This is a genomic window from Aurantiacibacter xanthus, assembly GCF_003584015.1.
Taxonomy (GTDB): domain Bacteria; phylum Pseudomonadota; class Alphaproteobacteria; order Sphingomonadales; family Sphingomonadaceae; genus Alteraurantiacibacter; species Alteraurantiacibacter xanthus.
Window position 1 is genome coordinate 32982 of record NZ_QXFM01000010.1, and the last position, 17582, is coordinate 50563.

The following is a 17582-nucleotide window of genomic DNA, read 5'->3' on the forward strand; positions in this document are numbered from 1 at the left end:
CGACCGGATGCGCCGCGCCTGAGTCGCGCTAGATGCCGCCGCCGGTGAGGCGCTGGCAGATCATGTCGAGCTGATCGAGGCTGCGGAACTTCACCGTCAGCGAGCCCGTGCTCGGGTCTGCCTCGGTGGCAATATGCACCGGCAGGCCGAGCATTTCCTCAAGATGGTTCTGCACCGCGACGATGTCGGCGTCCTGCGCGCTGTCGCGCGGCGGACGGGCCTGACGACGCTGCGCCCGGCCATCGCCTTCGCGCCCCTTGCGCGCCAGCTTCTCCACCTCGCGCACGCTCAGGCCCTTGCGCACGGCTTCGTCCGCCAGCTCCGCCGCATTGTCGAGACCGATCAGGGCGCGGCCATGCCCCATGTCGAGGCGGCCCTGCTCAAGATGATCGAGCACACCTTCGGGCAATGCCAGCAACCGCTGGAGGTTCGCGACATGGCTGCGCGACTTGTCGACCAGCGAGGCGATTTCGGCCTGGGTCATGTCCTCATATTCGGCCAGACGCTGATAGGCGCGCGCCTCCTCGACCGGATTGAGGTCTTCGCGCTGGATATTCTCGATCAGCGCCAGCGCCATCACATCGCGGTCGTCCAGATCGCGAATAAGTGCAGGAATCTCATGCACTTGTGCCTTCTGCGCGGCCCGCCAGCGGCGCTCACCGGCAACCAATTGATACCGGCCCGAGGCCAGACGACGAACGATGACCGGCTGAATGACGCCGCGCGTGGCAATCGAGGCCGCCAGTTCTGCCAGTGCCTCTTCATCGAAGTGGCGGCGCGGCTGTTCGGGGTGCGGCTCGATCGCCGATACGGCGAGCATGGCGAGGCCTTCTTGCGCGCCCGCAGCATCACCATCGCTGGCAACACCCGTTGCAGGCGCTGCCCGTCGCGGAGCCACGAGCGATTCTTCCCGCCGGGTCTCGCCCAGCAGAGCGCCCAGCCCCTTCCCCAGCTTACGGCGTGGAGGAACATTCATCTTCAGCTTCGTCTCGGCATTCTCGTCGCTCATGCGGCTTTCCTCCGTTCGGGCAGACGACCGATCAACTCGCGCGCCAACGCCATATAGGCGCGGCTGCCAGCACAAGCGTGGTCGTAAATCAGCGCCGGCAAGCCATGGCTCGGCGCTTCGGACAGGCGCACATTGCGCGGGATGACCGCTTCGAACACCAGATCGCCAAGGCATTCACGCACGTCATCGGAGACCTGATCGGTGAGCCGGTTGCGCCGGTCGAACATGGTGAGGACCACGCCGACGATATCGAGATCGGGATTGAGGCGCTGCTGCACCTGCTCAACGGTCTGCAACAGCTGGCTCAACCCTTCCAGCGCGAAGAACTCACACTGCAAGGGCACCATCAGCGTATCGGCTGCGCACAGGGCATTCAGCGTCAACAGGCCGAGCGACGGCGGGCAGTCGATAAAACAAATATCGTGCCCGCTGTGCTGCGCCAGGGCATCGCGCAGCCTTTGCGCCCGGTCTTCGACATCGACCAGCTCGACCTCGGCACCGCTCAGATCGACCGTGGCCGGGACCAGATCGAGCCCCGGAATTGCCGAACTCACGATACATTCGGGAAGAGAAGCCTCGCCGATCAGCAGGTCGTAGCTCGACAGCTCGCGCTCCGACGCGCGCAGGCCAACCCCGGTGGAGGCATTGCCCTGCGGATCGAGATCGATCAGCAGGGTGCGCCAGCCGGTGGCAGCCATGGCGGTGGCGATGTTGATGGCGGTGGTGGTCTTGCCCACTCCGCCCTTCTGGTTGGCTATCGCGATGCAGATCATGACTCTGGCGGCCTTCCGTGTCCGATGATGATCGCCGCCTCAGGATCGGTTGCCGATTGTTCCACGTGGAACATCGCTTGAATCGCCTGCGACTGCTCCTGTAGTTCTTGCGCTGCCGAACGCCCTTTGGGCAACAGCCAAGTGGTCGTCGGTGTGGAAAAGCGGGCGGATAACCGCAGCAACTTCGCCAGAGGCGCAAATGCTCGCGCACTGATCACGCCCGCGGGGAAGGATTCGATAGTTTCGAGACGAGAGCCAACCACCCGGCATTTCGAAAGGCTGAAGCGCGCGCAGACCTCCTCAAGCCATTCAACCCGGCGCTTGCGCGACTCTACCAGCACCACCTCGAGCTCAGGCCGCGCCAGCGCAATGACGAGGCCGGGGAAGCCAGCCCCCGTTCCCATGTCGAGCCAGGGCGATGTTTCACGTGAAACATGGTCGAGGAGCTGGAGGCTATCGGCAATATGCCGGGTCCAGGCGTCAGCCAGACTGGCAGAGGAGACGAGATTCTGGCGCTCGTTCTCGCTCGCCAACATGTCCACAAACTCAGCGAAGCGCGAGATAGTTTCGGCGTCGCACCGATCTGCGCAGAAGCTGCGCGCTTGCTCGGGGCTCATACCGAGCCCTCCACCGCCTTGCGCCGGGCATGGACAAGCAGCGCCGCGAGCGCGGCCGGAGTGATCCCCCGCACCCGCCCCGCGTCAGCCAGCGTGGCAGGCGCAGCTGCGCTCAGCCGCTCAACCATTTCATTCGATAGTCCGGGCACGGCGGCCCAGTCAAAATTCCGTCCCAACACCAACTCCTGCGATGCGCGCAAATCGCGCAGCTCTGCTTCCTGACGCTGCAAATAGGGGGCATAGGCGGCGTCCTCCGCCACCTCCTGCGCCAATGGCGTGGCAGGATCGAAGCCCTCGGGCAAGTAGGCGGCCAGCGCGGTCAGCGGAATATCCGCATGGGTGAGCCAGTCGGCCAGCGATTTGCGCGTGCCATCGCTGCGGACATTCAGCCCCTGCTCCGCGAGCGTGCTCGCCGTTACGTCCTTTTCCAGTGCAACCTTCCAGCTGGCGCGACCGGCGCAATGACGCGCAAACCATTCGCTTCGCTCAGAACCAAGGCAGCCGAGGTCCTGCGCAATGGGCGTGAGGCGCGTACTGGCATTGTTGGCCCGCAGACGCAGGCGATACTCGGCTCGCGCAGTGAGCATACGATATGGCTCGCTCACACCGTGTAAGGTCAGATCGTCCACCATCACTGCCAGATAGGAATTGCCCCGATCCAGCGCCGGCGCCTTCCTCGCCCGCAATGTGCAGGCCGCATGCAGGCCAGCGATCAGGCCTTGTGCAGCCGCCTCTTCATAGCCGGTGGTGCCGTTGATCTGACCGGCGCAATAGAGGCCGGGAATGGCAGCGAGCTGCAAATCGCGCCCCAGCGCACGCGGGTCGATATGATCGTATTCCACCGCGTAGCCCGGCACGACCATCTCCACCTGCTCAAGCCCGGCCATCGTCCGCAGCATCGCCAGTTGCACATCCTCGGGTAGCGAAGTGCTGATGCCGTTGGGATAGACAAGATGTGTGTCCAGCCCCTCGGGTTCGAGAAAGACCTGGTGGCCATCCCGGTCTGCGAAGCGATGGATCTTGTCTTCGATGCTCGGGCAGTAGCGGGGGCCTGCCGCACCGATCGCGCCGGTGAACAGAGGTGAGCGGTCAAGATTATCGGCGATGATCGCATGGCTGCGCGGGTTCGTCCGCGTGATCGCGCAGAACACCTGCGGGTTGACCCGCTTCTGCGTGAGCGGCGACATCGTCCAGAAGTCGCTGTCGGAAGGTTGTTCCTCCAGCACCGCCCAATCGATTGTGCGACCATCAAGCCGTGGTGGAGTGCCAGTCTTGAGGCGCGCCATCGGCAGCTGGGCCTCACGCAATTGCTCGGCGAGGACGGAAGCAGCGTTCTCGCCGATGCGTCCGCCGGTGCTGCGCTTCTCGCCGCAGAACAGCACCCCGCCGAGGAAGGTGCCGGTGCACAGAATCGTTGCCCCAGCCCGCAGACTATCGCCATTGGCCAGCGTCACGCCGACCGCGCACCCACCCTCGATAATCAGCGAGGCAACCTCGCCGCCGATCACCGTGAGCATGTCCTGCCGCGCCAGCATGCCCTGCACTGCCGCTTTGAACAGCTTGCGGTCAGCCTGAATACGCGGCCCGTGTACGGCGCTCCCCTTCGAGCGATTCAGCATGCGGTAGTGAATGGCGGCGGCATCGGCGGCACGACCGATCAGCCCGTCGAAGGCATCGACCTCGCGCACGAGGTGGCCCTTGCCCAGTCCGCCAATCGCCGGGTTGCAGCTCATCGCGCCGAGGGTCGCGGGATCGAAAGTGACGAGTGCGGTGGCCATGCCCATACGCGCGGCGGCAGCGGCGGCTTCCACCCCGGCATGGCCGCCGCCCACGACGATGATGTCGAATGTGCTCATGATCGCGCTGACTTAGGCGCAGTGCGCGTGGCTCACAACGGGCATTTCGCGGCGGCGATGTTCCACGTGAAACACTCGGATCACTTGCCGAGACAGAAGCGTCCGAACACCGCATCCAGCACATCTTCGGTCGAAGTCTTCCCGAGCAGCGCATCGAAGGAAAGCCGCGCACGACGCAGGCATTCGCCGACGAGCAGAGGATCGCGATGAGTCGCTGCATCGACCAGCGCATCGCGAGCCGAAGCGATGAGAGTGCGCTGGCGGCGATTAAGCGCGGCCTGTCCCGGTGCCGGCATCGACGCCCGCGCCCGTTCGACCAGCGCGCGGCGCAGATGCTCCATCCCCTCGCCGCTCCGGGCCGAAAGGACGAAGTCGGGCGCGCTCTTGGCTGCGTGCTCGGCGCGGTCGCATTGGGCCTCGATGTCCCAACTGTCTTCAGGCCCCTTCCCTTCCGGGCCGAGCCACAGCACCACGTCGGCCTTGGCGATTTCCGCCTCGGCGCGTTCGATACCGATCGCCTCGATCCGGTCATCGGTCGCCGAGCGCAGGCCAGCCATATCGACGAAGCTGAAGGCGATGCCCTCGATGGCGACCGCCTGCACCAGCACATCGCGCGTCGTTCCGGCGATCTCGGCGGTGATGGCGGCCTCGCTTTCGACCAGCGCGTTGAACAGCGTCGACTTGCCCGCGTTGGGAGGCCCGGCCAGCGCCACGCGAAACCCCTCCTTCAGCATTTCGGCATGGGGCGCAGCGAGGGCCTTGCCGAGGTCCGCGACGAAGGTCGTAAGTTCGGCGGCGAAGGTGTCACCCAGAGTTTCGACCTCGTCCTCCTCGGCGAAGTCGAGCGAGGCCTCGACCTCAGCCGACAGCGCGAGCAGACGTTCCCGCCACTGGGCCACTGCGCCCGAGAACACCCCGCCCGTCATGGCCATGGCGGCGCGGCGCTGGATCTCGGTTTCGGCGGACAGGAGGTCGCCCAGCCCCTCGGCCTCGGCCAGGTCGATGCGGCCATTGGCGAAGGCGCGGCGGGTGAACTCGCCCGGTTCGGCGCGGCGACAACCGGGTATCTGCGCCAGAGCCTCCTCCAGCGCCGCGACCACCGCGCGGCCGCCGTGGCAATGCAGTTCGCCCACATCCTCGCCGGTTACCGAATGGGGTGCGGGAAAATAGAGCACGATGCCGTCGTCGATCTGCTCGCCCGCGCTGTCGCGGAAGGCAGCTCGCACGGCGCGGCGCGGTTCGGGAACCCTGCCGCACACCGCCGCAAGAGCATCAGGCACTTGCGGCCCGGTCAGGCGGACGATGCCAATGCCGGCGGGCGGCGCACCGGAGGAGAGCGCGAAAATCGTATCCATCAAGCTGCCTTATGCGGTTGCGGCCTAGCCCTTGTCGGAACTCTTGGGCGAGCTGCCGCCCGCCGACTTCTGCGCGCCTTCGACGAAGCTCTGAAACATCTTCAGCCCCATCTGCCCCATCGGCGCGAGTTGCCTGGCATATTGCTCAAGCTGCTCGACGCTGGCCGCGCCCTTCATCGCCGCGGCGAGATTGTCGACATAGATCGCGTTCGCCTGCTCGACATCGGGCAGCCCCATGAACTGGCGCGCCTCTTCCGGGCTGCAATCGACTTCGATGGTGATCTTCATGGCGCAGGCCTCTCAAAATAGCTGGGCTCCGGCTCTCTCAACGAAAGCCGGAGCCCACCAATATGCGCCGATTGCCGGAAATTTCCAGCAGCGGGTGAAAACCCTTACTGGTTCATCGTCGCGAAGAAGTCCTCGTTGGTCTTCGAGTCCTTCATCTTGTCGAGCAGGAACTCCATCGAGTCGATGGTGCCCATCTGCATGAGGATGCGGCGCAGCACCCACATCTTCGAGAGCTGCTCCTTGTCGACCAGCAGCTCTTCCTTGCGCGTGCCGGACTTGCCGACATCGAGCGCCGGGAAGATGCGCTTGTCCGCCACCTTGCGGTCGAGCACGATTTCGGAGTTGCCGGTGCCCTTGAACTCTTCGAAGATGACCTCGTCCATGCGGCTGCCGGTGTCGATCAGCGCGGTGGCGATGATCGAGAGCGAACCGCCCTCCTCGATGTTACGCGCGGCACCGAAGAAGCGCTTCGGCCGCTGCAGCGCGTTGGCGTCGACACCGCCGGTCAGCACCTTGCCCGAGCTGGGCACCACGGTGTTGTAGGCACGGCCCAGACGCGTGATCGAGTCGAGCAGGATCACCACGTCGCGCTTGTGCTCGACCAGACGCTTGGCCTTCTCGATCACCATTTCGGCGACCTGCACGTGGCGCGAGGCCGGTTCGTCGAAGGTCGAGGAAATGACCTCGCCGTTGACCGAACGCTGCATGTCGGTGACTTCCTCGGGCCGCTCGTCGACAAGCAGCACCAGCAGGATCACCTCGGGGTGGTTGTCGGTGATGGCCTTGGCCATGTTCTGCAGCAGCACCGTCTTACCGGTGCGCGGCGGGGCGACGATCAGCGCACGCTGGCCCTTGCCCTGCGGCGAGATCAGGTCGATCACGCGGGCCGACTTGTCCTTGACCGTCGGGTCCTTGGTGTCGAGGTTCAGCCGCTCGTCCGGGTACAGCGGCGTAAGGTTGTCGAAGTTGGTGCGGTGGCGCACCGCGTCGGGATCGTCGTAGTTGACCTTGATCAGCTTGGTGATCGCGAAATAACGCTCGCCATCCTTGGGCGCGCGGATCTCACCTTCGACCGTGTCGCCGGTGCGCAGGCCCCATTTGCGGACCTGGTTCGGCGAGACATAGATATCGTCCGGCCCGGCGAGATAGTTCGCCTCGGGGCTGCGCAGGAAGCCGAAGCCGTCCTGCAGCACCTCGATCGTGCCGATGCCGAGAATTTCCTCGCCGTCCTCGGCCACTTCCTTGAGGATCGCGAACATGAGGTCCTGCCGGCGCATGGTGCTGGCACCCTCGACGCCCAGTTCCTCGGCCATCGAAACCAGCTCGGCCGGCGTCCTGCGTTTAAGTTCTTTAAGATGCATTTTGTCTGTATTTCCAAAGAGTTACATTGGGATGCCGGCAAGGCCACGGGGCTTGGGGAAAGCAGACCTTGATCGCTTCTGACGAGCAATCTGGTGCCGGTTGGTAGGCGCTAAATATGGCTTCGCGCGCCGCCGGTCAATCGGAGACGCGCGACAGCCCTGCAATCCAGCCGAAAATCAGAACGGCTTGATGACCACCAGGATCACGATCAGCACCGCAGCCACGCCCGGCACCTCGTTCACGACCCGCAGCGTCTTCTCGCTCAGCGGTCGCTCGCCGCGCGCCATCTTCTTCGCATTGGCGACCATCCAGCCGTGATAACCGCTCAGCAAGATCACCAGCAGCAGCTTGGCGTGGAACCACCCCTGCGCGAACGCGCCGCTGCTGTAAGCGAGCAGCAGGCCAAAGACCCAGACCGCGATCATGCTCGGCGTCAGAATCACCTTGCGCAGCAGCCCGCTGCGCTTGGCCCAGAGCGCCTCTTCCGCCGAACCGGGCGCGCTGTCATGCATGTAGACCATCTGGCGCGGGAGCATGAACAGCCCCGCCATCCAGAAGATCACGAAGATCAGATGTCCGGCCTTGAGCCAGTAGTAGATCATCAAGAGGAAGTCCTGCATGGCGGCCTAGATAGGCGCGTCGAGGCCGCCCGTCATCCTCTTATCGACGAAGCACCGACAGCGCCTGCTCGACATGGGCGATGGGGGTTTCCTTGTCGATCCCGTGCCCGAGGTTGAACACATGCGGACGGCCTTCAAAAGCCGCGCAGATGCTCTCTACAGCGCGATCGAGCCCCTCCCCGCCCGCCAGCAGCAGCATCGGGTCGAGATTGCCCTGTACGGGCATTCCAGCGGGCAATTCGCGGTTGATCCAGACCGGGTCGACCGTCTCGTCGACCCCCACGGCATCGACTCCGGTTTCGCGGGCATAGGCGGGCAGCTTGCCGCCCGCGCCTTTCGGAAAGCCGATCACCGGCACACCGGGGCGCGCTTCGTGGAGACGGGCGGCAAGGCGGGCATTGGGCGCGATCACCCATTGCTCGAACTGCGCCGGGCTGAGGCTGCCTGCCCAGCTATCGAACAGTTGCACGGCCTCGGCCCCGGCGTCGATCTGGCCAACGAGGTAGGTAAAGCTCGCTTCTTCAATTGCCCCGATCAGCGAGCCGAACGCCTCGGGATCACGATAGGCGAGCTGGCGCGCGGCATGATGATCCTTCGAGCCCTGCCCCGCCACCATATAGGTCGCCACGGTCCACGGAGAGCCTGCAAAGCCCAGCATGGTCACTTCAGGCGTCAGCATGGCGCGGCACCGGCGAACCGTCTCGTAAACCGCCTCAAATCGCTCGGGTGCGGCTTCCAGCCTCTGCCACGCCGCATCGACCAGCGGCGGCGCCAGTCGCGGCCCCTCGCCCGCCTCGAACCACAGATCCTGCCCCAGTGCATAGGGCACGATCAGGATGTCGGAAAACAGGATCGCCCCGTCGAAGCCGAACCGGCGCAGCGGTTGCAGCGTGATCTCGGCTGCCGCTTCGCTGTCGTAAACCAGTTCGAGAAAGCCGCCCTTCTCTGCTCGCAAAGCACGGTATTCCGGGAGATAGCGGCCCGCCTGACGCATGAACCACACCGGAGGCCGGTCCTGGCGCTGACCGTTCAAGGTATCGAGCAAAGGTCCGGGCATCGCGAGAGTCCAATCAATATAATAATATTTATAAATAGGATTTGGGTGTTTGTAGGCCCTGTGGATAGCGGGGAAAGCGCAGTTGTCGCGGATTTGTCCCGCCGCCTTCAGGCCTGCCCGGCTGATCGACTCATGACTCTGCGCTGTCAATCATTGCTTGTCCCCGCAATCCCCAGCCTGTCGACAAGGCGTTGCATCCGGGGATCACTGGCGGGAGGAAATGGCTGCCAGCGGGGATGAGATTCCATCCCAAGCTTGTCCGCAGCTGCCTCCCGTGGTTTATGCCGGGACTTATCCACATGACCCGTTTGCACCTCCATTTGCTGTCGGATTCCACCGGCGAAACGCTCGAAATGCTGGCGAAGGCTTCGCTGGCGCAGTTCGACGATACCGATGTCGTGCGCCATTTCTGGCCGATGGTGCGCTCGCTTCAGCATCTGGAGCGGATCGTCGATGACCTGAAGGCCAATCCCGGCCTCGTGCTTTATACGCTGGTCAATTCGGAAATCCGCTCGAATCTCGAGATGCGTTGCCGCCAGCTCGGCCTGCCGCATGTGGCCGTGCTCGATGCGGTGACGGCGGCGCTGGAGGAGCGGCTCGGCCAGCAGGCGCGCGGACGGCCGGGCAAGCAGCACCAGATGGACGAGGCCTATTTCAAGCGCGTCGATGCGATTCAATACACGATTGCGCAGGACGACGGGGTCGGGTTCGACAACTGGGAAGAAGCCGATATCGTGCTGGCGGGCGTGTCGCGCACCTCGAAGACGCCGACCTCGATCTATCTCGCCAATCGCGGCTTCAAGGTGGCGAATATCCCGCTGGTGGTGGAAAGCCCGCCCCCGCCTGCCTTGTTCAAGCTGCGCCGGCCCATGGTGGTGGGCCTCACCACCGCACCCAAGCGGTTGATCGAGATCCGCCGCAACCGCCTCTTGTCCCTCAACGAGAGCACCACCACCGCCTATGTCGACGAGGAACGGGTGGAAAAGGAAGTCGCCTTCGCGCGGCGCATGTTTGCTGACAACGGCTGGCCGGTGATCGACGTCACCCGCCGCTCGATCGAGGAAACCGCCGCCGCGATCATCAAATTGCACAGCGAGCGCGCCAATCGTGCCCGCCAACCCCAGGTCGGACCCAAACCGATATGATTATCCTTGCCTCCAAGAGCGCCTCGCGCCGGGCCATGCTCGGCGATGCCGGGGTCGAATTCGACGTGATGCCTGCCGCCGTTGACGAGCGTGCGCTCGAAGCGGCGCTGGGCGCGGTGCCTCCGTCGCAGGTCGCGCTCGAACTGGCCAAGGCCAAGGCCGTCTCCATCGACGGCGGCGAAGTGCCGGTGCTGGGCAGCGATTCGGTGCTGTCGGTGGCGGGCGAGCGGTTCGACAAGCCGACCAGCCGCGCGCAGGCAGCCGAGCATCTGCGCTATTTCTCCGGCAAGGAAATGGTGCTGGATTCGGCGGCGGCGATTGCGCTCGGCGGCTATGTCCGGTGGGAGCACAGCGATCAGGCGCGGCTGACCGTGCGCGATCTGACCGAGGACTTTATCGAGCGCTACCTGCGCGCCGAGTGGCCCGAGGTCGCCCAGTGCGTCGGCGTGTTCCGGATCGAGGCGATGGGCGTGCAACTGTTCGAGAAGATCGAGGGCGACTATTTCACCGTGCTCGGAATGCCGTTGCTGCCCGTGCTCCGCGCGCTGCGCGAGCTGGAGGAGCTGCCCGCGTGAGCCGTCCTTACGCCGAGGTGATCGGCGATCCGATTGCCCATTCGAAGTCGCCGCTCATTCATGGCCACTGGCTCGGCCGGGCCGGCATCGCCGCCGACTATCGCCATTGCCGCGTGGCGGTGGACGACGTGGCGACCTATCTGGCCGAACGGCGGGCCGATCCCGACTGGCGCGGCACCAACGTCACCATGCCGCACAAGCTGGCGGTGATGGAGCATCTCGACGTGATCGAGGAGCCGGCGCGGTCGATTGGCGCGGTGAACACGATCTATCGCGCCGAGGATGGCACCCTGCACGGCACCAACACCGATGCGCCGGGTTTTCTCGAACCGCTGCGTTCGCTGCTGGACGAAAGCCACCTGTTCCGCATGGCGCGCATTCTCGGCACCGGTGGGGCGGCGCGGGCCATCGTGAAGGCGCTGGCGGGCGAAGGCTTTACGCTGGTGCTGGCCGGGCGCGACCCGGAGAAGGCCCGCCGCCTGCTCGACGAACTTGCCCCCGAGGGCGAGCATCACGCCGTCGATCTCGCGCACTTTGCCGATCCCACCGATTTCGCCTTTGACGACCGTGAGGGCCTGCTCGATCTGGTGGTCAATGCCAGCCCGCTCGGCATGACCGGCCAGCCGCCGCTGCACTTCGATTTCAGCCATGCCCCGCCGGGCGCCCTCGCCTACGATATCGTGACCAGCCCGCTCGACACGCCGTTCCTGCAAGAGGCGCGCGCGGGAGGCCTGCCGACGGTCGATGGCTATGCGATGCTGATCGGGCAGGCTGCCGCCGCGTTCGAACATTTCTTCGGCCAGAAGCCTCCGCGCGAGCAAGGCGATGCCGAATTGCGCGCCCTGCTCACGGCATGAGTGCTGACGGCCCGATCCTGCTCGGGCTCACCGGCTCGATTGGTATGGGCAAGAGCACGGTGGCACAGATGTTCGCCGATCTCGGCGTGCCGGTGTTCGATGCCGATGCCGAGGTGCGCGCGATGCAAGGCCCCGGTGGCAGCTTGCTTGGCGCAATAGAGGCCGCGTTTCCCGGCTCCACCGATGAGAACGGCGTGCGCCGCGAGGCGCTGGGCGCGCAGGTGTTCCACGATCCGGCGGCGCGTGCGCGGCTGGAGGGGATCGTCCACCCGGCCGTGGCAGAACGGCGGCGCCTCTTTCTGCTGCGCCATATCGATGCGCCGGTGCTGCTGTTCGACATCCCGCTGCTGTTCGAGACGGGCGCGGACTATGTCGAGCGGACCGTGGTGGTCTCCGCCCCGCCCGAGGTGCAGCGCGCGCGGGTGCTCGCCCGCCCCGGCATGAGCGAGGAGAAATTCGCCGCGATTCTCGCCGCGCAGATGCCCGATGCGAAAAAGCGCGAGCGTGCCGACTATGTCATCGACACCGGCCTTCCGCCCGAGGAAACGCGCGCGCAGGTCGCCGAATTGCTGGCCAGCCTGATTGCCTAGTTGCAAGGTCTGCCGCGAAGGCAGATAACGAGTCCCATGCGCGAGATCGTGTTCGACACCGAAACCACCGGCCTTGACCCGCAAACCGGCGACCGGCTGGTCGAAATCGGCTGCATCGAGATCGTCAACCGCATCCCCACCGGCGCGAACTTCCACGCCTATTTCAACCCCCAGCGCGACATGCCGATGGAGGCCGAACGGGTCCACGGCCTCTCCGCCGCCTTCCTCGCCGACAAGCCGCTGTTTGCCGAGCGCACGGCCGAACTGCTCGATTTTCTCGGCGATGCACCGCTGGTGGCGCACAATGCGCAGTTCGACTTCGGCTTCCTCAACTTCGAGTTGCAGGCCTGCGATCTTGCCCCGATCAGCCTCGAACGGATGATCGACACGCTGGCCATCGCGCGCAAACGGCATCCCGGCGCGAAGCACACGCTCGATGCGCTCTGTTCGCGCTACGGGGTCGACCGCAGCCACCGCGTGCTGCACGGCGCATTGCTCGATGCCGAACTGCTGGCGCAGGTCTATGTCGAGCTGATGGGAGGTCGGCAGATCGGGCTTGGCCTTGCGGTCGAGCACGAGACGACCACCGAGCGGATCGCCACCTCCTTTGCCCCCAAGCTGGGGCAGCATCGGCCAGCCCGCCCCCATTCTGCGACGGATGACGAAATTACGCGGCACCAGGAGTTTCTGAAAACATTAAGTTCCCCTCTCTGGACGCAATGAGGCGTCGTACCCATATCGGGTATGGTACAAGTGAGAAGCAGGAGAAGTCTTATGGATATTCGTGTGTCGGGCCACCAGGTGGATACCGGTTCAGCGCTGCAGGAGCATGCCTCCGATCGCCTCACCACGATTGTCGACAAGCACTTCAGTCGAGCGCTGTCCTCGACCGTCACCTTTGGCAAGGCACCCGCAAACGCCTTTGCTGCTGACATCATCCTGCACGTCAACCACGGGCTGATCCTCAAGAGCCGTGGGCAGGCGCACGATGCGCACCAGGCCTTCGACCAGGCGGCGGAGAAGATCGAGAAGCAGCTGCGCCGCTACAAGCGTCGCCTCAAGGGCCACCACGAACAGGCAGTCCATGCCGTGCGTGAGGAAGAGGCCGCCTACACCGTCTTCGCGCCGTTCCCGTTTGAAGATAACGATAACGTCGAGGAAGAAGTGGGCGAAGATGCGCCCGCTATCATCGCTGAAACCAGCATTGATGTGCCCGAAGTGAGCGTGGCCGATGCAGTGATGTTGCTTGACCTGCGTCACACAAATGCCTTGTTTTTCAAAAACGCTGGCACCGGACGTCATAATATGGTCTATCGCCGGGATGACGGGGCCATCGGCTGGGTCGAACCCGCCTGATGATCGGACCGGGCCTTGCATCGATGGTGTAAGGCTCCTGTTATAGCGAAGTGACTATAGGGCCCGCATCCCCGTGATGCGGGCCTTAAGCCGAGGTGGAAACAGCCCCGGCGCGAAAGAACGAACCACAGACCATGCACGCCACCTTTGCCATGAACCCGCAGTCGGTCGACATCGTCGATGCGGCGACCAAGGATGACATCCTTGAGCAGCTCAGCGCGCTGTTTGCGCGCGCCTATGAGCTGGATGCCGAGCAGGTGCTGGAGGCTCTGGTCGAGCGCGAGAGCCTTGGCAGCACCGGTTTCGGCCGCGGGGTGGCTATTCCGCACGCGCGCATTGCGCGCATCAAGCGTCCGATTGCCGCGCTGATGCGGCTGAAGCGGCCCGCCGATTTCGCCGCTGCCGATGGCATGCCGGTCGATCTCGTGTTCGGCCTGCTCTCGCCCGAAGGCAGCGGGGCGATGCACCTGCATGCCCTGGCCGAGATTTCGCGCCTGATGCGCGATGAAGAGGTCCACGAGGCACTGAGCGAAGCGCCCGATGGCGAGGCGCTTTACGGTCTGCTCACCAATGCGTCGGATCGTGACGCCGCCTGAGCGGGCGGGCGCGGACCCCGCATCGGCGAGCGGGGCGCAGGCGCACTATCGCGCGCTCGAGCATCTCTATGCCTCGGCCCCGATCAACGACCTGTTCGCCTCGCGGCTTGAAATCACCGAACCCGGCATGGCGCGGATCACCTTCACGGTGGACGAGCGGGTCTATCACGCTGCCGGTGCAGCCCATGGCACGATCTATTTCAAGATGCTCGACGATGCGGCCTTTTATGCCGCCAATTCGCTGGTGTCTGACCGGTTTTTGCTGACCACGGGGTTCAATCTCCATTTCACCAAGCCGGTCCGTGGCGGCAAGGTGGTGGCTGAGGGGCGCTGGATCAGCGGCAAGCGCCGGGTGTTCATCGCCGAAGCCCATCTTACCGACGAAGAGGGCGACGAAGTCGGCCGTGGCACGGGCACCTTCATGCGCTCGCGCATCGCGCTGTCGGGCCTCGACGGCTATCGTCTGCCGGGCTGAGACGAGGCACAGCTTGGATACCGCGCGCATTCCCGCTCACCTCGAAGTGGCCGGTCTGCTGCGTGCGGTGGAGGCCCAAGGGGGTTTCGGCACCGTTCTGGCTAAGGGGGAACACGAGGCCGGGACATTGCTGGTCATCTGTTGCGATCGGGGCACAAACGGTTGCCTGTTTGAACGGATGCCGCAGCTCGACGGCACCCGGAAATGGACCCTTTCCAAGCAGGAAAGCCATGAAAATCCATTGGAAATCACCGAATACTGGCAGCGCCGCAAGCGTCAGGATCACGATCTGTGGGTGATCGAACTAGACCATCCCGAAGCGACCCGATTCCTGACCTAGTGGTCTCACTCCGGTTGACTTTGGATATCCGAGGGCTATTTGGCCCGCGCCTTTCCTGAAGAAGCGTAAACCATGCTTTCCGACATTTCGGTCGGTTGTCGTGGTGCGCAGACGGGGAGACGCCGCCGGGCCACCGCACGATACTGTGGCCTTGCCGAGCGCCTGTTGATCGCGCTGGCAAGCCTTTGGCCCGGACTGGCTTCTCACCGCCCTGGTGACGGAATACATGATTGCAGGATTTGTCCGTGTCGGGGTGATTGCCTCGGCCGTAACTCTGTTTGGCGCGACTCTCGGCACCATTGCCGAAGGCGCCAGAGCCCAGGATCAGGGCGTGGCCGAAGAGGCCCGGACGATCGATCAGATTTCTTCCGGGAACACCGCGGCCAACGAAGTGCGCTTCGTGGCGAGCCCGGTGGTCCAGGACACCGACACCGCCGAAGATGGGCCAGCCATCGTGCTGCCGCCGGTCGATGTCAGCAACCTGCGCGAACTGGTGGCGCAGACCGAAACCGGCGACGCGCTGACCGGCGATCTCAAGTGCCTTGCCCAGGCCGTCTACTTCGAATCGCGCGGCGAACCGCTGGCAGGCCAGCTGGCCGTGGCCCGTGTCATCATCAACCGCGCGGAGAGCGCATCGTTCCCCGACAGCTATTGCGGTGTGGTGCGGCAGCGGGCGCAGTTCTCGTTCGTGCGCGGCGGGCGCATACCCGAGCCCAATCGCAATTCCGTCGCCTGGCAGCGCGCCAAGGCTATCGCGCAGATCGCCGAACGCGACATGTGGGACAGCGATGCCGAAGATGCGCTCTATTTCCACGCCACGCACGTGCGCCCGCGCTGGGCCCGCTCCAAGGTGGCGCGGGCGACCATCGACAGCCACATCTTCTATCGCTGAGACAGCGGGTATTGACCGTTCGTGCTGAGGAGGGTGACGCCGTTGGCTGAACCCGTCCTGTAGCGCGAGGCTCAATCCTTCGAGACGCTCAGACTGCGTCTTCACTCCTCAGGACGAACGGGTGAGCGGGTTGGTGTTCAGCCAAGCTCCACCCACACCGGGGCGTGGTCGCTGGCCTTTTCGCGCCCGCGGTATTCCTTATCGACGCCGGCGGCGTTCATGCGGTCGGCGCATTCGGGCGACAGCAGCAGGTGATCGATGCGGAAGCCGTGGTCGCGCTGCCAGGCGCCGGCCTGATAGTCCCAGAAGGTCCAGACGCCGCCGCGCGGGTTCAGCACGTTCAGCGCATCGGTCCAGCCCAGCCCGAGCAGGCGGGCATAGGCGTCGCGCGATTCGGGCTGCATCAGCGCGTCGCTGGCCATCGCCTTCACCGAATAGACGTCCTTGTCCTCGGGAATGACATTGAAGTCGCCCAGCACCACGCAGGGCTTTTCGCTCGCCAGCAGACCTTCGAGGTGAAGGCGGAGCCGCTCCATCCACGCCAGCTTGTAGTCGAACTTGGGGCCGGGCTGGGGGTTGCCGTTGGGCAGGTAGAGGTTGGCGACGTGGACGCCGTTGAAGTCCGCCTCGATGAAACGCGCCTGTTCGTCGTCAGGATCGCCCGGAAGCCCGCGTGAGACGTTTTCCGCCGGACCGCCATCGGTGAGGATGGCGACGCCGTTGAAGCCCTTCTGGCCGTGGGTCTCGACATGGTAGCCGATCGCCTCGAACTCTTTCCTCGGAAAGCCCTCGTCCTGGCTCTTGATCTCCTGCAGGCAGGCGATGGCGGGGCGTGTCTCCTCCAGCCATTCGATCAGGCGCGGCAGGCGTGCTTTCACGCCGTTGATGTTGAAGCTGGCGATGCGCACGTCAGATGCCGAAGCTCGAACCGCAGCCGCAGCCCGAGGCGGCGTTCGGGTTCTCGACCCGGAAGGCCGCCCCGCCCAGCGATTCGACATAGTCGACCGTCGCCCCGCCGACGAGATCGAGGCTGACCGGATCGACCACCAGCCGCACGCCCGCCGTCTCGCTCACCGCATCGTCGTCCTCGGCCGTCTCGGCGAGGTCGAACTTGTACTGGAAGCCAGAGCACCCTCCCCCTTCCACCGACAGGCGCAGGATGGCGGGCTTGTGCTGGCGCTCGGCAATCGCATTGATGCGTGCGGCGGCGGCTTCGGTGAGGGTCAGGGGGCTGGTCATGCCCCTGATCTAGGCCTTGGCAGGCGCAGGCTCAAGCCGAGGTGATATATTCGCGCATCTGATCGGCCTCGGATTCGATCTGATCCATGCGGAACTTGATCAGATCGCCGATGGAAACGAAGCCGACCATGCGCTGCCCGTCCATCACCGGCAGATGGCGGATGCGGCGCCGGGTCATCAGCGACAGCGCCCTGAGCACGCTGGTGTCGACTGCGATGGTGATCGGCGGGCTGGTCATCACCTCGCCCACCGTGCGGCTGAGCGCGCGTTCGCCTTCGCGCGCAATCGAATAGAGCAGATCGCGCTCGGAGAAGATGCCCGCGATCTCGTCGCCCGCGAGCACCGGCAGCGCACCGATGCGCCGTTCCGCCAGCAATCCGGCGGCGGTCTGGACGCTTTCGCTGGCGGTGCAGGAAATCACCTGCGACTCACGGCTTTCGAGTATCATCGCAATCGTCATGGCTGTGCCCTCCCGTGCCTGGCCGTGATGCGGCCTTGTCCGTATAGTGCCACGCTTTGGCCGGTCTGCGCAAATCGAAGCGATGGTTTGCCTTGCGGAAAGGTGCGCGAACGGGCATTG

Annotated in this window: 22 protein-coding genes; 10 read left to right on the forward strand and 12 right to left on the reverse strand. The window is 64.7% G+C overall.

What is annotated here, in order from left to right; genetic code table 11:
* Positions 1-28: 28 nt before the first annotated feature.
* The 9 genes from D2V17_RS01715 to hemE all read right to left on the reverse strand — a co-directional run bounded on the left by D2V17_RS01715 (position 29) and on the right by hemE (position 8937).
* Entirely contained in the window at positions 29-1009 is a 981-nt protein-coding gene (locus D2V17_RS01715; RefSeq protein WP_119591416.1) for a ParB/RepB/Spo0J family partition protein, read from the reverse strand.
* Positions 1006-1782: a ParA family protein gene (locus tag D2V17_RS01720; protein WP_119591417.1), complete on the reverse strand. Its 777-nt coding sequence runs from the start codon at positions 1780-1782 to the stop codon at positions 1006-1008. Before D2V17_RS01720 ends, D2V17_RS01715 begins: the two co-directional genes overlap by 4 nt.
* Positions 1779-2399, reverse strand: coding sequence for a 16S rRNA (guanine(527)-N(7))-methyltransferase RsmG (gene rsmG, locus D2V17_RS01725; protein ID WP_119591418.1), 621 nt, complete (start codon positions 2397-2399; stop codon positions 1779-1781). The genes D2V17_RS01720 and rsmG overlap by 4 nt, the downstream gene beginning before the upstream one ends.
* Positions 2396-4255, reverse strand: a complete 1860-nt coding sequence (gene mnmG, locus D2V17_RS01730; RefSeq protein WP_119591419.1) for a tRNA uridine-5-carboxymethylaminomethyl(34) synthesis enzyme MnmG — start codon at positions 4253-4255, stop codon at positions 2396-2398. Before mnmG ends, rsmG begins: the two co-directional genes overlap by 4 nt.
* Before the next feature lie 80 nt (positions 4256-4335).
* Complete coding sequence (gene mnmE, locus D2V17_RS01735) at positions 4336-5613, reverse strand: tRNA uridine-5-carboxymethylaminomethyl(34) synthesis GTPase MnmE (RefSeq protein ID WP_425453607.1); 1278 nt, start codon at positions 5611-5613, stop codon at positions 4336-4338.
* A 21-nt stretch (positions 5614-5634) separates the two neighbouring features.
* Positions 5635-5898: a DUF6489 family protein gene (locus D2V17_RS01740; protein WP_119591421.1), complete on the reverse strand. Its 264-nt coding sequence runs from the start codon at positions 5896-5898 to the stop codon at positions 5635-5637.
* A 104-nt stretch (positions 5899-6002) separates the two neighbouring features.
* Complete coding sequence (gene rho / locus D2V17_RS01745) at positions 6003-7259, reverse strand: transcription termination factor Rho (RefSeq protein ID WP_119591422.1); 1257 nt, start codon at positions 7257-7259, stop codon at positions 6003-6005.
* Positions 7260-7436: 177 nt separating this feature from the next.
* Positions 7437-7880 carry a CopD family protein gene (locus tag D2V17_RS01750; protein WP_119591423.1) on the reverse strand — a complete coding sequence of 148 codons (444 nt, stop codon included), beginning with the start codon at positions 7878-7880 and terminating at the stop codon, positions 7437-7439.
* Positions 7881-7920: 40 nt separating this feature from the next.
* On the reverse strand, positions 7921-8937 hold the full coding sequence (gene hemE / locus D2V17_RS01755; protein ID WP_119591424.1) for a uroporphyrinogen decarboxylase: 1017 nt from the start codon (positions 8935-8937) through the stop codon (positions 7921-7923).
* 299 nt (positions 8938-9236) lie between these two features.
* On the opposite strand from hemE, the gene D2V17_RS01760 reads away from it, so the two are divergent.
* The 10 genes from D2V17_RS01760 to D2V17_RS01805 all read left to right on the forward strand — a co-directional run bounded on the left by D2V17_RS01760 (position 9237) and on the right by D2V17_RS01805 (position 15763).
* The gene (locus tag D2V17_RS01760; RefSeq protein ID WP_119591478.1) at positions 9237-10082 is read left to right on the forward strand and encodes a pyruvate, water dikinase regulatory protein; all 846 of its coding nucleotides are present in this window, start codon (positions 9237-9239) and stop codon (positions 10080-10082) included.
* Entirely contained in the window at positions 10079-10657 is a 579-nt protein-coding gene (locus D2V17_RS01765) for a Maf family protein (RefSeq protein WP_119591425.1), read from the forward strand. The genes D2V17_RS01760 and D2V17_RS01765 overlap by 4 nt, the downstream gene beginning before the upstream one ends.
* Positions 10654-11514, forward strand: a complete 861-nt coding sequence (gene aroE, locus D2V17_RS01770) for a shikimate dehydrogenase (protein ID WP_119591426.1) — start codon at positions 10654-10656, stop codon at positions 11512-11514. The genes D2V17_RS01765 and aroE overlap by 4 nt, the downstream gene beginning before the upstream one ends.
* A complete protein-coding gene (gene coaE / locus D2V17_RS01775) occupies positions 11511-12104 on the forward strand; it encodes a dephospho-CoA kinase (protein WP_119591427.1) in 594 nt (197 codons plus the stop codon). Before aroE ends, coaE begins: the two co-directional genes overlap by 4 nt.
* 36 nt (positions 12105-12140) lie before the next feature.
* Positions 12141-12827: a DNA polymerase III subunit epsilon gene (gene dnaQ, locus D2V17_RS01780; protein WP_119591428.1), complete on the forward strand. Its 687-nt coding sequence runs from the start codon at positions 12141-12143 to the stop codon at positions 12825-12827.
* A gap of 51 nt (positions 12828-12878) precedes the next feature.
* The gene (gene hpf, locus D2V17_RS01785) at positions 12879-13460 is read left to right on the forward strand and encodes a ribosome hibernation-promoting factor, HPF/YfiA family (protein WP_119591429.1); all 582 of its coding nucleotides are present in this window, start codon (positions 12879-12881) and stop codon (positions 13458-13460) included.
* A gap of 134 nt (positions 13461-13594) precedes the next feature.
* Positions 13595-14056, forward strand: coding sequence for a PTS sugar transporter subunit IIA (locus D2V17_RS01790; protein WP_119591430.1), 462 nt, complete (start codon positions 13595-13597; stop codon positions 14054-14056).
* Complete coding sequence (locus D2V17_RS01795) at positions 14031-14531, forward strand: PaaI family thioesterase (RefSeq protein WP_119591431.1); 501 nt, start codon at positions 14031-14033, stop codon at positions 14529-14531. The genes D2V17_RS01790 and D2V17_RS01795 overlap by 26 nt, the downstream gene beginning before the upstream one ends.
* 13 nt (positions 14532-14544) lie before the next feature.
* Entirely contained in the window at positions 14545-14871 is a 327-nt protein-coding gene (locus D2V17_RS01800; RefSeq protein WP_119591432.1) for a DUF1491 family protein, read from the forward strand.
* A gap of 226 nt (positions 14872-15097) precedes the next feature.
* Positions 15098-15763, forward strand: coding sequence for a cell wall hydrolase (locus D2V17_RS01805; RefSeq protein WP_119591479.1), 666 nt, complete (start codon positions 15098-15100; stop codon positions 15761-15763).
* 137 nt (positions 15764-15900) lie between these two features.
* Here D2V17_RS01805 and xth read toward each other — a convergent pair whose 3' ends face one another.
* Genes xth through D2V17_RS01820 form a run of 3 tightly spaced genes read right to left on the reverse strand, consistent with a single transcriptional unit; the run spans position 15901 to position 17462 of the window.
* Positions 15901-16671: an exodeoxyribonuclease III gene (xth, locus tag D2V17_RS01810; RefSeq protein WP_245978437.1), complete on the reverse strand. Its 771-nt coding sequence runs from the start codon at positions 16669-16671 to the stop codon at positions 15901-15903.
* 1 nt (position 16672) lies between these two features.
* Positions 16673-17002, reverse strand: coding sequence for an iron-sulfur cluster insertion protein ErpA (gene erpA, locus D2V17_RS01815; protein ID WP_119591434.1), 330 nt, complete (start codon positions 17000-17002; stop codon positions 16673-16675).
* A gap of 31 nt (positions 17003-17033) precedes the next feature.
* The gene (locus D2V17_RS01820; protein WP_119591435.1) at positions 17034-17462 is read right to left on the reverse strand and encodes a CBS domain-containing protein; all 429 of its coding nucleotides are present in this window, start codon (positions 17460-17462) and stop codon (positions 17034-17036) included.
* Positions 17463-17582: the final 120 nt, after the last annotated feature.

Coding starts and splice junctions, on each gene's coding strand:
- D2V17_RS01805 (WP_119591479.1), top strand. CDS start 15,098: ATGATTGCAGGATTTGTCCGTGTCGGGGTGATTGCCTCGGCCGTAACT.
- rsmG (WP_119591418.1), bottom strand. CDS start 2,399: ATGAGCCCCGAGCAAGCGCGCAGCTTCTGCGCAGATCGGTGCGACGCC.
- D2V17_RS01750 (WP_119591423.1), bottom strand. CDS start 7,880: ATGCAGGACTTCCTCTTGATGATCTACTACTGGCTCAAGGCCGGACAT.
- D2V17_RS01715 (WP_119591416.1), bottom strand. CDS start 1,009: ATGAGCGACGAGAATGCCGAGACGAAGCTGAAGATGAATGTTCCTCCA.
- rho (WP_119591422.1), bottom strand. CDS start 7,259: ATGCATCTTAAAGAACTTAAACGCAGGACGCCGGCCGAGCTGGTTTCG.
- D2V17_RS01820 (WP_119591435.1), bottom strand. CDS start 17,462: ATGACGATTGCGATGATACTCGAAAGCCGTGAGTCGCAGGTGATTTCC.
- D2V17_RS01795 (WP_119591431.1), top strand. CDS start 14,031: ATGCGTCGGATCGTGACGCCGCCTGAGCGGGCGGGCGCGGACCCCGCA.
- hemE (WP_119591424.1), bottom strand. CDS start 8,937: ATGCCCGGACCTTTGCTCGATACCTTGAACGGTCAGCGCCAGGACCGG.
- D2V17_RS01760 (WP_119591478.1), top strand. CDS start 9,237: ATGACCCGTTTGCACCTCCATTTGCTGTCGGATTCCACCGGCGAAACG.
- dnaQ (WP_119591428.1), top strand. CDS start 12,141: ATGCGCGAGATCGTGTTCGACACCGAAACCACCGGCCTTGACCCGCAA.
- D2V17_RS01765 (WP_119591425.1), top strand. CDS start 10,079: ATGATTATCCTTGCCTCCAAGAGCGCCTCGCGCCGGGCCATGCTCGGC.
- D2V17_RS01790 (WP_119591430.1), top strand. CDS start 13,595: ATGCACGCCACCTTTGCCATGAACCCGCAGTCGGTCGACATCGTCGAT.
- D2V17_RS01720 (WP_119591417.1), bottom strand. CDS start 1,782: ATGATCTGCATCGCGATAGCCAACCAGAAGGGCGGAGTGGGCAAGACC.
- hpf (WP_119591429.1), top strand. CDS start 12,879: ATGGATATTCGTGTGTCGGGCCACCAGGTGGATACCGGTTCAGCGCTG.
- coaE (WP_119591427.1), top strand. CDS start 11,511: ATGAGTGCTGACGGCCCGATCCTGCTCGGGCTCACCGGCTCGATTGGT.
- D2V17_RS01740 (WP_119591421.1), bottom strand. CDS start 5,898: ATGAAGATCACCATCGAAGTCGATTGCAGCCCGGAAGAGGCGCGCCAG.
- erpA (WP_119591434.1), bottom strand. CDS start 17,002: ATGACCAGCCCCCTGACCCTCACCGAAGCCGCCGCCGCACGCATCAAT.
- mnmG (WP_119591419.1), bottom strand. CDS start 4,255: ATGAGCACATTCGACATCATCGTCGTGGGCGGCGGCCATGCCGGGGTG.